The sequence below is a fragment of the Pseudoalteromonas sp. Z1A2 genome (assembly GCF_011378755.1).
GTDB lineage: Bacteria > Pseudomonadota > Gammaproteobacteria > Enterobacterales > Alteromonadaceae > Pseudoalteromonas > Pseudoalteromonas distincta.
Map to the genome: position 1 here is coordinate 74,203 of NZ_WTKX01000010.1, position 15,984 is coordinate 90,186.

Sequence of the window (15,984 nt, forward strand, 5' to 3'; positions counted from 1 at the left end):
ATGAACCTACCGACTCAACTTTGAAGAATTTGCCAGAAACTCGGCTTCATCGGCAGCATCTTTTAGGTAAACGTCAAGCATGGCATCGCCAGGAGCCAGCGAATTAAGTTTCTTAGTCAGAGATGGTAAGGCAAACAATTTTGTTGCTTTGGTATGTCCTTGTTTATTTTTATAAACAAGAGTTATAGAATTCTTCGCTAATTCATCTTCTATATAATTCAATACCATTGGGCTATGCGTTGTAATTAACACCTGTTGAGGTGAGCTTATAAATGCCTCGACCAGTTTTTCGGTTATTTCAGAATTAACACCATTCTCAACTTCATCAAATTGCTGGAATTTCGAACTAGATCTTTGACTTGCCAGTATGATTAAAATACGCAACATGCCATCGTTGATATGCTTGGCATTAGTTACAACATCGGTGTGAGACCCATCCTCGTTATAAAACCGCTCTGTTAACAAAAGGCTTAATGTGCCATCCAATTCAGTTTTAGTATCAATATTCACAACCTGAGGAAAATAACCATACAAGTTTGTTAGCAAAGTATCTCGCGCGCTCTTTTCCAAATTGTGGATATAACTGATCAAGTACTCACCAGCACTACCTATTTTTCCTGGAGAAGCAAAACGACCTGAACGTATAACCTTAGGCGATAAAAGGTCATGACTATCAACATTAGTCATAAAATTTCGAAAAATGACTGCTTCTTGGGGTAAAGCTGAATCATCTAAAGCAGACAATATTGAACCTGAATATTTGAAAATAAGATTCGGAATAGTGTCACGCTTAGTTTTTAGTCTTCCCTGATATAGACGTAATAGCTGATGGCCATTAGCTAAATCCGTTAGAGTCTCACTTGTGCACAGGCCTCTTTTCCAGTTGTAAGTGGCTTCCCACCGCAATTGCTTATCTGAAAGCTCTATATCGAGTTCAAGATCAAACGTTTCTCGTGTAGGGAAAAAATGAGAAGCAACATCTTTTTCTTCCCAACCTCTTTCACTTAACCAACGGTCAATTTTTCCTTCAATAAGAGCAGATACATAACTAAACAGTTGTAAAACCGAACTTTTCCCTGCGCCGTTTAAACCAATGATGCAATTAAACTTCGAGTCAAGGTTTAACTCAAAATCAACTAACGATTTGAATGCGCTAACGCTTATTTTTTTAATCATAATAAGCCCCTTACTTTATTCTTACTCGGTCGCCAGCTTTGACAGCAGCAATCAGCTGTTCTCTTAAAGCGGCAAGATAGGCATCAACTTCGGCTTCACTTTCAATGAATCCAGTTGTTACTGACTTTGCCATGGCATCGGTTGGGTTAATCGTTACGGTACGTTTTGCAATCGACTGTGGCTGCACTGGTTCAGGGGCTGGCTCAGGTGCTGGAGCTGCCTTACCAGCTTTCGCTGCTTCTTCTTCGCGTTTCTTCTGTTCGAGTTCACGACGTCTTTGCTCAGCTTCAGCTTTTTTGCGTTGATCTTCGATAAAGCCATTCAGCAACTCATAGGCTTCGTCCTCGTAACCTTCCGCTTCAGTTTGCTCACTGATAATTTGTGGTATTGAAGAGGTTGCTTCAATGCGCTGTCTGCACATTTGTAACGGGCGCAGTGCCTGGTTCTGTAGTTCAGACGGTGCGTGAGCTTCAGCTAGCGCTTCTTTTACACGTCCGATGCGCAGATCAACACGCTCTAAGGCATGAGTGCGTTTTTCTTCAACCAATGTTGAGTTAACTTTTGCCACCTGCTCGATAAGCGGATTAATGTGGCGCAGCTGCTCATACGGTGAGGACATATTGTAAATGCGTTCTAATTCAGTGAGCGCTTTTAATGCTTCACTGTCTTTTTCTAACGCAGGTCTATTGGCCTTAAACTTCTCGTTAAATGCGCCAGCAAGGGCTTGCCAAGTTTGAAATTGGCTATTGTAGAAGTCATCAAGATCTTCAAAGTCCTCAGCAAACTCTTCAAGGGCATCAGCGTCTTCTAAGAATCGGGCGATAAGGGCGAAGCTTGAAGTTTGCTCAAGAATACCCGCGACCAATGCAAGACCATCGTCAATTTGAGATTTACCTGGGAAATGACCATTTTTAGACATGTCGCGAAAGGATCTTAAGCTATTTAGCCATTCATCTAGACCGTCATTAACGTTGTTGGCGATCTCTGCCTCGCCACCACCTGTATAGGTAAGTGAAAAGAGTTCTTTAACTAAAACAGCCGCCTTATTAATTTGGCGCTCGTCATGTTGCCTGATCTTATGTACACGGATCTCGCCGCGTTTACGCACACTGGTAAACGGCTCGTAAGCTTTTTTCAACGCCAGATCTGTGCCTTGGGTACTAAAAGATACCTTTCCAGCCAAGCCCAGCCTTGCAGTGAGCAATAAGATTTCATTGTCTGGCCAGCCATATGGGCGCTTGCTGAAGCGGGCAACGATGTCACGTAAGTAAACAGGCTCATTACGCTCGACTTTTAGCGTTACGTACTGCTCAACCTCACGCGTAGCTTCTGGGTTACATTCATCCGCTTGAAGATCCAGTCCAATCTGAGCAATATCATCAGCAACAAGAACGGCCTGTAGCTCACGCAAAGCTTCACCAGGCGTTGCCTTGAGCATGTTCAATTTAGCGAAGGTGTTTTCGATAACGTATTTGTATGCTTCTTCGACGATGGCACTTGGCGTTGCTGATTTCTTCGGTAGTTTTGTGCCGATAGCGTAAACGTCAGCCTCTGCAAACAAAGCTTCAAAATCCGTTCTTAAGCGTTTTTCACGCTCAATATTTTCCATCTGCTTTTCGCGGAGAAGGTGTTCTTGCTCTGGTCGCTGTCCTGAATTTTGTTTTAAGAATCGGTCAGTTTTAATAAAGGTTGTCAGGTCATCCCAAAGACGCTTATGTTCGCCCAGCTTGACGAGCACGCACCCATCAGCCTCAAGCGTATGATTGATGCACGCTTGATCGTGGGAGTAATTTTCAAAGTGCGAATCCAAAGGTGAAATGACTTTAATGACTAGGTCTTCCAGCGTGGTGCCATCTTTTGGATGACCATTGCAAAAACGGCTCACCGCAAAGTCTTGCTTATTAATCGGGTAACGATAGGCACGATTACCTTTCAAAATACCGTCAAATACGATTGCTGAAAGCTTGTTAGAGACCTCTGACATTTCAACGTCAGTGTGGCGGATCTCGTTTTCGATCTCTTTTTCTTCGTTGGTCAGGAAGATAAATTCATCACCATTACGGGCAATCAGCAATTGGCGTTCAAGACGATTCAAGCTCTCTTCAATTTGTTTACGCAGCGCAATTTTATCTGCATCGATTCGATCAATTGACAGCGTTACAAGGTTGTCTAGTGTGCTTTTGACAACGTCCACATAACGGATCAAGAAAAGAGTTTTTAGGATCTTGCCATCGAATTCTGTTAAGGAATCCAACTCACAGGCTTGGTCAATCGTTCGCTTAACCGCTGGCTCTAAAAAGCTTTCAATCGGAGCATAGAAACTGTAAAACGGGATTAACACATCAAGGCCAAAGTCCTTCATCTGTTTTGCAGCTGATTGGAAAGCATCAAGTAATGAACGCTCCCCCATGGCTAAGTGCTTACCCGTCGCGCCTTTTGTTCGAATTGACTCAAACACTTTTTGAACCAGCGTGTAGTGGTAAGGCACAAACGGATAGTTGTCCACGAAAGACGGAGCGTCGGTGTAGCCCTTTAGAGACGCGGTTGTCGTTTTATCAAATGTCAGCTGATTACGAAGAATGTCGCCTTTTTCAGCAAAGACATCGATGAGGTGTGTACGAGCTTCTTCCGTTTTGGACAACAAACGCTTTTGAATAACTTCCGAGGTATTCGAGCTCGACAGCTGTAAGCGGGTACTAAAACGCCCTTGAATTTTAGAGAAGTCCTCGCCATCGCGCTTATCCATACCACCAATGGCAGCATCAATGTCTGCCTGAGAGGTAACAACGACCCAAGCTCTGCCACCACAATATGTGCCAAGATCTTCAGTAATGGTCTGAAGCTTCAACATCATTTGTGTGTTCTTACCGATAAACTGACCGACTTCATCGACTAAGAAAAGAAGGTTACGATCCCCAGTTCGATCTAAGTATTCATTAACCCACTTACAGAAGTTTCGGATATCTAGCGGGAAATTGTTTTCAACCTGCTCGACCCAAGCTTTTGCAGACTCTAATGATTGCTCACTGGCATGAGCGAGAGCTTCTGAAAGTTCGTCTCGATAGAAGTCATAGGCGTCACGCTCCTTTTCCCAAGTTGATTGGGTCAACTCAGCAAATTTATCCTTGAAAGACATGTATTGATTACGTTTATCAAGTTCGCGTTCTAAGTGGGCAATATGAGGAAAGTCAGCGCAGTATCCTACACGTTCATTAAATACTTTGAGGAAAACCTTAAGAATGGCATTTTCTCGGTCGTCCGTATTGGCTCGCGAATCGATGTTAAAAAGAATAACATCAGTGTCTTTGGTAACAGCGTTTTGGATATCGGCCAACAGCATGGCGTCGTTGATTTTGTCTTTGAAAAACTCAAACGCTTGTCGGCCTTGGCCATCTTTTTCAACAGATTTATTCTCAAGCAAATAAGATAAAATTTTCAGGAAGTGCGATTTACCCGAGCCAAAGAAGCCAGAAATCCATACGCCAATTTTACCTGACATATCACCGTGGCTTTTCGCAACAGATGGTACATAAGCTTCAAAGAATGCTCGAAAGTGACGATCTAGCTCTCGGGTTACAACATACTCATCAAGCTCGACATACACACTGTCATTGTCTTTTTGTTCCGCTTTAACAACGCCATTAATGTCACGCGTCAACTTCTTGGAAAAAATCTGTTCAATTTTCATTCGGGAGGCTCCCTGCTCTACTTTTTATTTTCAGAAAAAGGTTTTTTACCGTCTTCAGGCACAAGCTTGAAGGCGCGATAGTAGTTTTTAGATTCGATCATGCCGAAAGGATGCAAATCCCTTCCGCTATATTCACCCGGATAGAAAAGCACTAATGGCGTGCTACCCATAACGTCTTGCAGAGCACTAAGTAACTCATGCCCTCGAACAAGAGGCCACGCACTGCCTAAGCCTGACATCAACACAAACTCAAGTTCTGATGGCTTATATTTGTCCGCGATATACCTTGCCACTTTCTCTTGGCTCAGAGGCCCGGCTAGTGTTTTTCGAAGGCCATCAACACCGACTTGCAATTCACGCTGGCAAGCTCGGTCGAAAAGGCCTCGCTCCTCAAGCATATCTATCAAGACTTCAAAAATATTGAGATGGACAAAGCGGTAACCACGCTTGTTGAGTTTTTCGTCAACGTGCTTAAGGTGCTCTCGTACAAGCAGTTCATACTTGGCTGGATAGTCAAATACCCAAAATCCAATTTCATTGCCCAAGCCATCGTTTTTCAAAAACTTAGGGCTTTCAATTCGTTCCAGTATAAGATCAAGCCTGGTCTGAAGAGCCTTCATATTGTGCACTCCATTACATCAATCAAATCTTCCCGGCCCAGACGAACTAACCAGTCTTTAACTTCTGGCATTAAGTAAACAGGTTGTATTTTCTTTGTCCTGCTATCACTCAGGTAGCCACTATCAACCAATGCCTTAATTGCGTTGTTACCCATTTTTTTGACAGTTGAGTCAGAAAAACCGCCAAGTTCGGCATATGCCCGCACTCTCGTGTCATAAAACTCAGACCATGCATCAGCGGTTAAAGAGGGTTTATAGGTGCGACGAGCCTCGGCTAAGGTAAGTCGCATAAAATCAGCGACAACCGGAGAATGAATGAGTAATGACATCATCAGCATTTGGACATAGGCACGTTCACTCGCGGCTAAAAGATCAGTCATAAACTCATCACCCAGGCCTTCAATACGCCAACGGATTGTTCTGGCATAACGAATAGCCGTCTGACCGGATTTTTTCTGAAGAACATTTTGCTCAACGATCAGTGACTTCCACTCATCTTCTGGGTGTTTTTTCAGTAGCGATTCTGCGATTATTCTAGATTCAGTTATCAATAAACTGCCTCCGATAAGATCGCCTAAATATTCTTTTATATTCATAAATTCATCTCACGATTCGCTATATCCAGGAGCGAGTGCAGCATTGTCAACGCCGTATAGTGCTTCTGGATTTTTAAGTGCTAAATGGAACTCTCGCCCATTGCTCTTACAATTCTTTGAACAATCGATATTCCATAAACGCAGTAAATATCCAGCGAACGCAGCTCTTATCTCTACACGCAACCTATTGTTTTCCATTGCGTAGTCCATCGATACAGCTTCTGGATGTGCTAGTTTTGGATGAGGTATCAGCTCTAGTTCAACGATTCGGTTCCATTGCTTATCCCACTGAAGAGTCTCAACTTCGTCGTTAACCTCATCCTCTAACAACTCAACTTCACTTATTCTGGTTAAAACAAAATCCCTAAATTCTCTATGCTTTCTATCGAATGCTCGGACATGCCATCTCAAGCCATTGTCAATCAAGGTATGAGGAACTATTTGCCTGCTCCCATGACCACTCGACAATGAGGTGTACTCAATATTAATCACAGCGCGCTTATGTATGGCTTCACTAATAGCCGCTACCACTTCCAATTTCGGCTTATTGAGATGGAATGGTGCTTCACAAGCCATAGGTGGCCTGACCTTGCCAAGAAAGCCATCACCGAACCCTTGGCTTATCGTCGCAAGAGTTCGAACAACGTCATAATCAAACAACGGCTGGAATGCGCTCGTCTTCAAGTGCACTCTGCGCTTTTCGTCATACATAACGTTGTTAGGAGCCAACTCTTTGTACCGCGCAAAATCTTGTGTTGCCACAGACGGCGCTACGCTAAATCGCTCGGTTAAATAACTACGCCCAGCTTCACCTTTAAATAACAAAGTGAAATCAATATGAGCGAGTCGTTCTCTCTGTGCTTGGCTAAGCTCTTCAAGTCCAGTGTTGTCTTGCACTGTCAGCCTCTCAATCCATCTGGGACAAGCCCTAATCATTTAAAACTAGGAAGCCATCGATTGAATGCCATCAAGCAACCTACTTTTTTTCATTAGGTCTCATAGTATCAAAAAGTCGTCTTGTTGGCTATAAAACTTGGCTTGACATTATTCAAATATTCTTTATCTGGCCTGAGCTGAAACTCTCTCAGTAATGGCAGTAACCCTTCAGCAATCGCTCTCTGGGAGGACTATTGACCACAAGACATCAAGTTCTTCCGTAGACCGTTGATAAAGGGATAAATAAGTATTACAAATAATATTATCATTCACTTAAAGATTAAAATAATAGTCTATTAATGATAGGCTTATTCTGCTCTTTTAATTACTCCTTCCTTCAACCTTTTCCATTATCCAATCATCAACTTCAGACTCAAGCCAGGCCACCGATTTAGCACCTAGCGATACTTGCTTTGGAAATGTGCCTTTAGTCATAAACTCATAAATTGTTGAACGACCAAGTGATGTTTTTTCGATTACTTCTTTTAATTTGATTAAACGCATGGAATTTCTCCGGTTGGTTATTAGTACATAACCTTTCCGGGGTCAGTATTTTTTTATGCTCTTCAAACAAAAAACTTACACATATACATCACTAACTTGCATGAACCACTTAAGAGGAATTTACAATGCAAGGTCAACAGTCGTTATATGAATTTAAACACCCCGTAAATGATGAGCAAATACTAGAAGCCGCTGCGTACATAATCGCTAAGAAGCAGTTTCGCGATGGCGTATTAAATAGCCCTAATGATTGCGAAGAGTACTTAAAACATAAGCTCGCAATACATGAGCATGAAGTATTTGCTGTACTGTTTTTGGATAGCCAGAACCGCATACTAGAGTTTAAAGAGCTATTTAGAGGCACTATTAACGCTGCCAGCGTTTACCCTAGAGAAGTTGTTAAAGAGGTACTGGAGCTTAATGCTGCATCCATTATATTGGCGCATAACCACCCTTCAGGCGTTACTACGCCTTCTCAAGCAGACAAGCTTATTACTACCAAATTACAGCAGGCACTTAACCTAATTGATGTATCAGTGCTTGATCACATCATCATTGGCGAGAACACGTATTCATTTGCTGAACATGGCTTAATTTAAAAGGAATTAGATATGGCGTTACAAATAGAACAAGTACCAGACTTAAAAGTGCCTGACTCTTTTATTGGTGTGATTGTAAGTGCAGTTATTGAGGGAGGTGACTCGGTAGGCGGAGCTAAGGCGGTTACGCTTAACTTTAGAGATCCTGATTACAGCCCTGAAGCTGGAGGCTTTCACCCTGTAGAGGTTAGGTTGGAAAAGCAGGCCACCAGCTGGCAGCTTATTTATATTACTGACTTTTCGTATCAGGGCCGTCATACCCCTGAACTGATAAAAGAAATTGATGTGTGCTTTAGCATTAAGCAGGTTTATCACTTTCTAGCTGGTTGGTTGAATGCTAGGGAAGGTAAAGAGTTGTTAGCCTTGTTTATTTCTAACTTTGTTGAGTACTACAACACAGGTTGTTATCAGGTTACGGTTACTACTGAGTAACTGGAGGTTTTTATGGCTGAAGTACAAGCGGTTAAAGATCTTGATACAGTGAGACTTGTTAGTTATTTGCTAGAAAAACGTTGCTCAAGGCAAATGAGCCAAATATGGAACATTGGCTTAAATCTCGCGCTTAGAATATCTGACTTACTCGCAGTGAAGTTCACTGACATAAATAACGATAGGTTGATTATTTACGAGTCAAAGACCTCAAAATTAGCTGAAATTAAGCTAAATGATAAGGCGCTTAACTTAATCAACGAAATTAAGCTTACTCATCCACAGCATATCTACTTATTTCAATCATACCGAAATCAACAAGCAATTAACTCAAAGCCTAAACCACTATCGCGTAGAGCGGTTACTAAAGCATTTGCGCTAGTTGGTGAAGAACTAAATATTCATTTAGGTACTCACTCAATGCGTAAAACACGCGGTTATCACTTGTATCAGAAAACCCACGACATCGCCCGAGTAATGAAAATGCTTCGCCATAGCTCCGAAGCAACAACACTTCGTTATATAGGCATAACACAGGAGGAAATAGACAAAGACTTTGAAGAACTAGAGCTATAACTCTTAACAGCGTCATTCTGGCGCTGGTTTTACTTAATTAAAAGGAAGGCATTATGTCTTTAGATAAAGCCGTTTCATGCGGCTTGGTTGGTAATGAGCTATCTAAACAGATAACTGGCAGTAATGACTCTAGCGTAAGCAGAACAGCTGTGGCTATAAGCTCCGGTGCAGCTGCTGGAGCGCTTACATCTGGTGCAATAGTAATTGGTGCAGGCGTTGCCTCTGCGCCCGTTACAATCCCTTTAGCTGTTGCTGGTGGAATAGTTGCTGGCATTGCTAGTTTGTTTGATTAGTTAAATACGAGTGCTCAATATGAGCACTCTTTTATAGTGCAATAACACCGTTTATTTTTTAGGTTCTCATAATGGTATTTTGAGAACTTGCCAGCCCTTGTCGCATAAGGGCCTAGGTCTATTTAACTAGTTGAAGGTCTCAAAACACTGTTAAGTAGCTTAATGGGAAGTTGATTACCTCCTACTGCAACCAAAGTAATTATCTTTACTACCAAAAGCTTTTGTATCAACTTTTGCAAAATAACTGACTCTAAAAAATAGCTGTTTAAAATCCTCTGCAAAGTTTTCACTGTTTCTATTAAGCCTGTATGTATGATTATCAGGAAATTCTACACACTTACCTGCATCATAGGTTTCAATCCCTATAGCCTTGGCCCAAGCCCTAATTATACGAGAAGCCATATTATCACCATTACCTTGATAGCTACCTAAACCATAATAAGTGTCTTTATTCAGAAATATGGCGACATGATAATGAGGCATGCAAGAGCTATCTTGCTCTTTAACCCATATATATCTCAAACTACTGTGGTGGGCATTACCATTTCTTTTAATTTTACCTTTAATATCACGCTGTATTTCTAGATCTAGATTCTTAAAAAAGCTTGATATATGGGATGTTTGTAAACTTGCAATTTGATCAATAATGCCAAAGCTAATTGGAAACCTTAAATCGAACCTAATAGCTAAAGTCCTTGGGTGCTCATTCAGGCTTTGAGTTAAAACCTGCTCAATAGATATTAAATAATTTTGTATCAAGTCTCCGTTATTCCATACAGGAATATTCTTGTAGAAACCTCCTTTATTTATCACTAAGTTCCTATTAACTGGATGACGTTTATTCATTATTTTCCTCTTGATTTTGGTTAGTCACATAAGAGGTGTCTCCTTAGTAATTATTTATCCATTATTCCTTTATATGCTCGAAGAGGTAGTGCCGTGTATATATTACCTATACAGAAAAACACCCCATCAGGTTTGTGTGGTATGAATCAAAAAATCATAAGCTACCTAGTTGAATTTGACTCAATGAAAAAAGAGAAAAGTAGTACCGATGTGGGATCAATTCATCTGCTTATAAAGCTTAACATTTGCTTTTTAAAACTGACATGTAATAGAGTAAAAAATAAAAACATAGAAAACACACACCAAAAACAGCTGAGAGCTATTAAATTGGTACCAAAAAAGATTTATTATGTTACGTTTTTTTTACGAAATATATGTATTTTTTTATGAATTAATTACTTATTAAATACATTTTAGTTATGCTATAAACAGGTTTTATCTGACAGGGAATTACAAAAATGTCATGGCTAGAAGTATTCAAGAATGATGAAAGAACGCTGTATTGGTTGGTTAATTATATTCATCACAATAATTTATTGTGCGTTGAGTACTTCCCTACAAATATCGAACAAGCTCGTGAGATTATTCAAAGATGGGAAAGTGAATTTATTAATGGCGTAAGCGAACGTTCAAAACACCAATTAAGCAATATAATGGGGAACTACATTGCAAATGTTCTACCTATTGAGAGCTTTGATTGGCTATCAGTTAAAAACCCAAAACAACTATCTTGGGTACTTTTTTACATAAACCTTAACCCTATCCCACAGTTTCATTCCGCTCTACCAGATAAGTACTATAGAAATTTTGCAAGCAACATTGAGGAGGCATATCCGCTGATAATAAAAACTTTTGACGCAGCAATGACCCATGATGGACTTAAGCAAAACTATTTATTAGCCTTAAAATGCGCATATTCGCAATATGTAATAGGTAAAAGCCCACTTCCCTGGTTAGACATGAAAGATGAGGAAACATGTAGTTGGGTTTGGCGTTATCTAGTAGAAAAAGTAGAGGAGGCGTCGAAGCAAAAAGATGTGTTTCAATTTATAAAGCCTATTGATAACGAGACAATATATTGGTCATGTATTGCACTAATAGGTAATTGGGAGCTCTTAAAAAATCGCTATGTAGAAAATATTGATAAACCGCTTTTTAATCATATCAAAACAATCAAACCTTCTAACACTACGAGTGTGAATTTAAAAACAAATAAATCTCTTCCTACAGAGTACTTTTTAACAGCTCCCGATCTAGGGTGTAAGTATCAAATTAAATTTCATGCTGCCGACTTTACTATTAATCAGCTCACTACTACGCCCTCTACACCTCTAATTACATTAAATTTCGATAAGTTAATCAGCACAGATATCAGATTTCTCACTATTACTGCTCCCTCGACATCTCTAGTTGCATTTAAAACTATTGGTATTGTTAGAGTTAACTTATTACCTAATTGCACGTTTACTTACATTACCGAAAAACTTAATCAGCCTTCGGCTTTAGACGACTCTTTAGAAATTAATGGCACGCTACCCGTATCAGTAGATCTTTTACCTACTCAAAAAAATCTCATTGCCTACTTATACAACGCGCATAAGCAAAAAATACATCGTCAAAGAAATAATAGCTTATTAGGTTTAAATAAAGCCAACCAGAAAAAGCTAACCAACTACGCTAAAGAGCAGAATACCACTGAAAAAAAAGCCCTCAATGAAATAGTCAAAGCAATGCTTGATTAGGTTCTATTACTTTAAATTAGCTTGCTCAACAAACTCACTCCACCAGCCCATTATTGGCCTGCGTTGCTCTAAATAATCCGAGCGGTTATATGCCGCTCTTGTTTCGTTTTCATCTGCGTGGGCTAGGCAAGCTTCGACCAAAAGGCTATCGTAACCTTTCTCATGAAGCGCTGTAGAAGCAACGGAGCGCAAGCCATGGGCTACCAGCTTACCTTTGTAGCCTAAACTACGTTTAATAGCTGCATTAACCGTATAGGTACTTGCATGGCTCTTTTCATTACGCTCACTCGGGAATACATATTCATGGTGACCGCTGAGTGGTTTCATTTGATTAAGTATTGCTAAGGTAGCTGGTGTTAAAGGTACTCTATGGGACCTTCTACGCTTCATTTCTTCAGCTGGGATCACCCATACAGCATCTTCAATATTAATATCGGTCCACTTAGTGCCTGCGGCTTCCTTTGAGCGAGTCATAGTGTGCAGTTGCCACAAGATTAAAAGCCTGGTTTTATTTTGAATGGTTTGAGAATTATTTAAAGCAGTTAAAAAGTCAGGCAGCTCGTCAGGCTTAATAGTAGCCATATGCTCTACTGTATTTTTAGTAAATACTTTTATAATTTTTGCTAGTGGATTGGCATTGATAAAACCATGATTTACCGAGTAATCCATGATTTGATTTAAGCTTTGGCAAATACGCTTAATTGTTGAGTGTTTACCGTCACTCTCAAGTGGCCTAAGAATTTCAATGGTATCAATCGCTGTAATGCTTTCTAAAGGCGTATCTTTCAACTTGGGGAAAATGTACATCTCAAGCGTTCGCCATTCCCTAGCTGCGTGATGAGGTGTCACAGTAGGCTGTTTTCGTTCAAACCAAAGTTCTGCGGCAGCTAAAAAAGTATTCGCAGCTTTACGGCTCTCGGCCTGTTTTTTAGCTAGTTCATGTGCCTTTGGATTAATGCCTTGAGCCAATAATTCTTGGTACTCAATAGTTTTAGTACGTGCGTTAGCAAGTGATAGTGCAGGATAAAGCCCTAAAGGTAATTTATTAAATTTATTACTTATTGGATCTTTAAACTTAAATTGCCAAGATTTAGTACCGCTAGGTAAAACACGCAGTTGAAGACCGCCACCGTCAGAAAGCGTTTGCTCTTTGCCTGTACTAGTAATTGATTTTATTTTTTTATCCGTTAGACGAACTACAGCTCTGGCCATAATAAGCTCCACAATGCTAATTAAGGCTAGTATATATAAAATACAATCTCATGGGTACTAACGTGGGTACTAAAAATAGTAGAAGCAACAAGATTAGACTGGACAAATACGGAATAAAAACAGGTTAAACACATGTTTTTAATATGATTTAAGCATCTCTACGGAGTGGGGCGGAAGTTAATACAAGCGCCCAGGGAACCACTGGATAGCCATTTTTAACTCCTAACGTATAATTAACCGCTATTTTAACTGGCAATTCATTTAATTGCGCTATACTGGCGCAAATTTTTTCAGATTAGTTGTTATGGCTCTTAAATCCACCATTATGAAAGTGCAGTTATCGCTTAGCGATATGGACCGCCACGTTTATCAAGATTTTAATTTAACCTTGGCTCAACACCCATCAGAAACCGACCAAAGGTTGATGATTCGCTTACTCGCTTTTGCGCTAAATAGCTGTGATGGTTTAGAATTTACTAAAGGGTTAAGTGCTGATGATGAGCCTGAACTTTGGCATGTAAGCTATAGTGAAGAAATAGAACTATGGGTTGAACTTGGCTTACCAGATGAGAAACGCCTTAAAAAAGCCTGTAATAAATCTAAAAAAGTGGTGCTATATACTTATGGTGAAAACAATCAAGCAATTTGGTGGCAAAAACATCAACCTAAATTGTATGAATTTAAAAATCTAAGTATTTTTAGCCTTGATTACGCAGCAACACAAGCACTTGCTGCTTTGGTTGATCGTGGAATTAAGCTCGCCATTTCCATTCAAGATGGTGAAGTATGGGTAAATACCGATACAACCAATATTGAAATAAAACCGCTACAGTTAATGTAATTACGGTAGTTATACCAATTGCATTAAATTAGTTATCTATTATAGCGACAAATAAATAAGTCGATAACAAGGCGAAAATTATGACATATAGTTGTTCTATCTAAATAATTTTTAACGCAGGTAGCGGATTATCTAATACGCTAGGATGATCATGTTTTTAATAAAATTGGTATTAGGGAGCATATGAAAGTTAAACACGTTATTGTTTTACATGGCTTGTATATGTCTGGCTTTGTTATGCGCCCACTTTGTTCACGACTTGAAGAGTCGGGTATGACGGTATTAAACATTACCTATAATACGCTCGACCCTCACCGCGATACCATATTTGCACAAATTGATGAGTGTATTTCTAACGAACCTGCAGCGCTTGTATGCCACTCAATGGGAGGGCTGATTGCACGTGCTTACCTAGAGGCAAACTCTCCTGCTAGCCAGAATATTACGAAGGTAATTACACTGGGTACTCCACATAAAGGCAGCCATATAGCGCAAAAAATGAAGCAAAAAGGGTTTGAATCATTTTTAAAAAATAGTGTTGAATTTTTGCTTACTAAAAATGGTAATTGGCCTTTTAAAGCTAAGCTTTATAGTATCGCAGGGGATTTACCTATTGGGCTTATGCCTTTAATAATCAAAGGTAGCCAGTCAGATGGCACTGTATTACTAGATGAAACCAAACTTAAAGGTATGGCCGAACATAAAGTGTTTCATTTAAGCCATACCAGTATGATTTACTCGCGCCAAGTACTCGATTACATTTTAAAGTGCTTAAACGAGAAAGATTAATCCTCAGCATTGGCTGCTATTTTATAACTAATTAAAAATATCACAGCCAGTATCAGCGGAATGGGCGCCGCAATGTAACCAAAAAAATCTGAGTTCGCAAAGCTTGCTCCTGCTAAGTGCGCGACTAGCCCAAGCACAAATGCGATGACTGCAATTCCTACCACGATTAACTCTGCTTTATTTTGTTTCGCTGTTTTTGCATGCATGTTATCTCTCCTAATTATTTCGACAACATTATTATGCGCCGTTAGGGTGGATGATTTTTGACCTACATCAATAAAAAAATAGCTAAGTTATTACCTTGAATAAAGTTTGTTTTAGATCATGATTTATATACTTCTGGGTTTTATTTATTTTTGAGGGGTAGTATTTTTATTAATCAGTCCCATTTCTATTAATAGTCTAAAGTGAATACAGGTATCAAAAACAGCTAATAGGTTAAAACTATTAACTAGATACATTTAAACGATTTTACTAATTTATCGAAATTAGTAATACTTATCACAAGTTCACAAACAAACGGTTATTCAGGAGCAAGTTATGTCACATGTAAACGCAATTGGTCTAAACAGCGCAAAAAGCGAAGACATCATAAAGTCACTCAATACATTATTGAGTAGCTACCAGATTCAATACATGAATGCGCGTGGTTTTCACTGGAATATTAAAGGCCGTAACTTTTTTGAACTACACGTTAAGTTTGAAGAAATTTATAACTTGCTACTTCTAAAAGTAGATGAAGTTGCAGAACGTATTTTAACGTTAGATGGCGCACCACTACATGCATTTTCTGATTACCTTGAAGTAAGTAAAATTAAAGAAGCTAAAGGTATTAGTGATGGTGTTACAGCCGTAGAAAACCTACTTGCTGGTTACAGTACATTAATTCACATGCAGCGTGATATTTTAAGCCAAGCTGGTGATGCAGACGATGAAGGTACAGCCTCACTAATGAGCGATTACATTTCAGAGCAAGAGAAACTGGTTTGGATGCTAAAGGCTTACTTAGACTAAACCAGCAAAAAAAAGCCCTCAATGAAGAGGGCTACAAATAGGGATAAATCGTTAAATAATCAAGCGATTCGGTTACTATATTAGCCTCCTCCCAATACTAAACAACGCCCCTGTTACCAGTGG

The 15,984-nt window shown here is 39.7% G+C and carries 17 protein-coding genes; 8 read left to right on the forward strand and 9 right to left on the reverse strand.

Annotated elements, in window-relative coordinates; genetic code table 11:
• Positions 1 to 6: 6 nt before the first annotated feature.
• The 6 genes from GQR47_RS09040 to GQR47_RS09065 form a co-directional block, all read right to left on the reverse strand.
• On the reverse strand, positions 7 to 1,176 hold the full coding sequence (locus GQR47_RS09040) for an AAA family ATPase (protein ID WP_165723735.1): 1,170 nt from the start codon (positions 1,174 to 1,176) through the stop codon (positions 7 to 9).
• Positions 1,177 to 1,186: 10 nt separating this feature from the next.
• Positions 1,187 to 4,864, reverse strand: a complete 3,678-nt coding sequence (gene brxC, locus GQR47_RS09045) for a BREX system P-loop protein BrxC (protein ID WP_165723736.1) — start codon at positions 4,862 to 4,864, stop codon at positions 1,187 to 1,189.
• Positions 4,865 to 4,881: 17 nt separating this feature from the next.
• The gene (locus GQR47_RS09050; RefSeq protein WP_165723737.1) at positions 4,882 to 5,484 is read right to left on the reverse strand and encodes a DUF1788 domain-containing protein; all 603 of its coding nucleotides are present in this window, start codon (positions 5,482 to 5,484) and stop codon (positions 4,882 to 4,884) included.
• Positions 5,481 to 6,080: a DUF1819 family protein gene (locus GQR47_RS09055; protein WP_125891679.1), complete on the reverse strand. Its 600-nt coding sequence runs from the start codon at positions 6,078 to 6,080 to the stop codon at positions 5,481 to 5,483. Before GQR47_RS09055 ends, GQR47_RS09050 begins: the two co-directional genes overlap by 4 nt.
• Before the next feature lie 9 nt (positions 6,081 to 6,089).
• Positions 6,090 to 7,016: a WYL domain-containing protein gene (locus GQR47_RS09060; RefSeq protein ID WP_000617210.1), complete on the reverse strand. Its 927-nt coding sequence runs from the start codon at positions 7,014 to 7,016 to the stop codon at positions 6,090 to 6,092.
• Positions 7,017 to 7,337: 321 nt separating this feature from the next.
• A complete protein-coding gene (locus GQR47_RS09065; protein WP_165723738.1) occupies positions 7,338 to 7,520 on the reverse strand; it encodes an AlpA family transcriptional regulator in 183 nt (60 codons plus the stop codon).
• A 125-nt stretch (positions 7,521 to 7,645) separates the two neighbouring features.
• Here GQR47_RS09065 and radC point away from each other — a divergent pair, with 125 nt between their 5' ends.
• The 4 genes from radC to GQR47_RS09085 are packed head-to-tail and all read left to right on the forward strand — an operon-like array spanning position 7,646 to position 9,417.
• Positions 7,646 to 8,119 carry a DNA repair protein RadC gene (gene radC, locus GQR47_RS09070; RefSeq protein WP_138555681.1) on the forward strand — a complete coding sequence of 158 codons (474 nt, stop codon included), beginning with the start codon at positions 7,646 to 7,648 and terminating at the stop codon, positions 8,117 to 8,119.
• A 12-nt stretch (positions 8,120 to 8,131) separates the two neighbouring features.
• Complete coding sequence (locus GQR47_RS09075; RefSeq protein WP_165723739.1) at positions 8,132 to 8,551, forward strand: DUF2787 domain-containing protein; 420 nt, start codon at positions 8,132 to 8,134, stop codon at positions 8,549 to 8,551.
• Positions 8,552 to 8,563: 12 nt separating this feature from the next.
• Positions 8,564 to 9,124: a tyrosine-type recombinase/integrase gene (locus tag GQR47_RS09080; RefSeq protein ID WP_024595464.1), complete on the forward strand. Its 561-nt coding sequence runs from the start codon at positions 8,564 to 8,566 to the stop codon at positions 9,122 to 9,124.
• 53 nt (positions 9,125 to 9,177) lie between these two features.
• Complete coding sequence (locus GQR47_RS09085; RefSeq protein ID WP_165723740.1) at positions 9,178 to 9,417, forward strand: hypothetical protein; 240 nt, start codon at positions 9,178 to 9,180, stop codon at positions 9,415 to 9,417.
• 174 nt (positions 9,418 to 9,591) lie between these two features.
• On the opposite strand, the gene GQR47_RS09090 is transcribed toward GQR47_RS09085, so the two are convergent.
• Positions 9,592 to 10,263, reverse strand: coding sequence for an inovirus Gp2 family protein (locus tag GQR47_RS09090; RefSeq protein ID WP_138740170.1), 672 nt, complete (start codon positions 10,261 to 10,263; stop codon positions 9,592 to 9,594).
• Positions 10,264 to 10,721: 458 nt separating this feature from the next.
• Here GQR47_RS09090 and GQR47_RS09095 point away from each other — a divergent pair, with 458 nt between their 5' ends.
• Positions 10,722 to 12,005: a hypothetical protein gene (locus GQR47_RS09095; protein ID WP_138740169.1), complete on the forward strand. Its 1,284-nt coding sequence runs from the start codon at positions 10,722 to 10,724 to the stop codon at positions 12,003 to 12,005.
• A 6-nt stretch (positions 12,006 to 12,011) separates the two neighbouring features.
• Here GQR47_RS09095 and GQR47_RS09100 read toward each other — a convergent pair whose 3' ends face one another.
• Positions 12,012 to 13,217, reverse strand: coding sequence for a tyrosine-type recombinase/integrase (locus GQR47_RS09100; protein ID WP_165723741.1), 1,206 nt, complete (start codon positions 13,215 to 13,217; stop codon positions 12,012 to 12,014).
• Between the two features lie 304 nt (positions 13,218 to 13,521).
• Here GQR47_RS09100 and GQR47_RS09105 point away from each other — a divergent pair, with 304 nt between their 5' ends.
• Together GQR47_RS09105 and GQR47_RS09110 are read left to right on the forward strand one after the other, a co-directional pair.
• On the forward strand, positions 13,522 to 14,058 hold the full coding sequence (locus GQR47_RS09105; RefSeq protein ID WP_024597137.1) for a YaeQ family protein: 537 nt from the start codon (positions 13,522 to 13,524) through the stop codon (positions 14,056 to 14,058).
• Positions 14,059 to 14,241: 183 nt separating this feature from the next.
• Positions 14,242 to 14,847 (forward strand): alpha/beta fold hydrolase, encoded by a 606-nt coding sequence (locus GQR47_RS09110; RefSeq protein ID WP_024597138.1) that lies wholly within the window; start codon positions 14,242 to 14,244, stop codon positions 14,845 to 14,847.
• Here the strand turns inward: GQR47_RS09110 and GQR47_RS09115 are convergent.
• On the reverse strand, positions 14,844 to 15,053 hold the full coding sequence (locus GQR47_RS09115; RefSeq protein WP_024597139.1) for a hypothetical protein: 210 nt from the start codon (positions 15,051 to 15,053) through the stop codon (positions 14,844 to 14,846). The two genes, GQR47_RS09110 and GQR47_RS09115, sit on opposite strands and share 4 nt — an antisense overlap.
• 334 nt (positions 15,054 to 15,387) lie before the next feature.
• Here GQR47_RS09115 and GQR47_RS09120 point away from each other — a divergent pair, with 334 nt between their 5' ends.
• On the forward strand, positions 15,388 to 15,861 hold the full coding sequence (locus GQR47_RS09120; protein ID WP_004334993.1) for a Dps family protein: 474 nt from the start codon (positions 15,388 to 15,390) through the stop codon (positions 15,859 to 15,861).
• Positions 15,862 to 15,984 lie beyond the last annotated feature (123 nt).

Coding starts and splice junctions, on each gene's coding strand:
- GQR47_RS09105 (WP_024597137.1), top strand. CDS start 13,522: ATGGCTCTTAAATCCACCATTATGAAAGTGCAGTTATCGCTTAGCGAT.
- GQR47_RS09075 (WP_165723739.1), top strand. CDS start 8,132: ATGGCGTTACAAATAGAACAAGTACCAGACTTAAAAGTGCCTGACTCT.
- GQR47_RS09065 (WP_165723738.1), bottom strand. CDS start 7,520: ATGCGTTTAATCAAATTAAAAGAAGTAATCGAAAAAACATCACTTGGT.
- GQR47_RS09080 (WP_024595464.1), top strand. CDS start 8,564: ATGGCTGAAGTACAAGCGGTTAAAGATCTTGATACAGTGAGACTTGTT.
- GQR47_RS09090 (WP_138740170.1), bottom strand. CDS start 10,263: ATGAATAAACGTCATCCAGTTAATAGGAACTTAGTGATAAATAAAGGA.
- GQR47_RS09050 (WP_165723737.1), bottom strand. CDS start 5,484: ATGAAGGCTCTTCAGACCAGGCTTGATCTTATACTGGAACGAATTGAA.
- GQR47_RS09085 (WP_165723740.1), top strand. CDS start 9,178: ATGTCTTTAGATAAAGCCGTTTCATGCGGCTTGGTTGGTAATGAGCTA.
- GQR47_RS09055 (WP_125891679.1), bottom strand. CDS start 6,080: ATGAATATAAAAGAATATTTAGGCGATCTTATCGGAGGCAGTTTATTG.
- GQR47_RS09040 (WP_165723735.1), bottom strand. CDS start 1,176: ATGATTAAAAAAATAAGCGTTAGCGCATTCAAATCGTTAGTTGATTTT.
- GQR47_RS09115 (WP_024597139.1), bottom strand. CDS start 15,053: ATGCATGCAAAAACAGCGAAACAAAATAAAGCAGAGTTAATCGTGGTA.
- brxC (WP_165723736.1), bottom strand. CDS start 4,864: ATGAAAATTGAACAGATTTTTTCCAAGAAGTTGACGCGTGACATTAAT.
- radC (WP_138555681.1), top strand. CDS start 7,646: ATGCAAGGTCAACAGTCGTTATATGAATTTAAACACCCCGTAAATGAT.
- GQR47_RS09120 (WP_004334993.1), top strand. CDS start 15,388: ATGTCACATGTAAACGCAATTGGTCTAAACAGCGCAAAAAGCGAAGAC.
- GQR47_RS09095 (WP_138740169.1), top strand. CDS start 10,722: ATGTCATGGCTAGAAGTATTCAAGAATGATGAAAGAACGCTGTATTGG.
- GQR47_RS09060 (WP_000617210.1), bottom strand. CDS start 7,016: ATGATTAGGGCTTGTCCCAGATGGATTGAGAGGCTGACAGTGCAAGAC.
- GQR47_RS09100 (WP_165723741.1), bottom strand. CDS start 13,217: ATGGCCAGAGCTGTAGTTCGTCTAACGGATAAAAAAATAAAATCAATT.
- GQR47_RS09110 (WP_024597138.1), top strand. CDS start 14,242: ATGAAAGTTAAACACGTTATTGTTTTACATGGCTTGTATATGTCTGGC.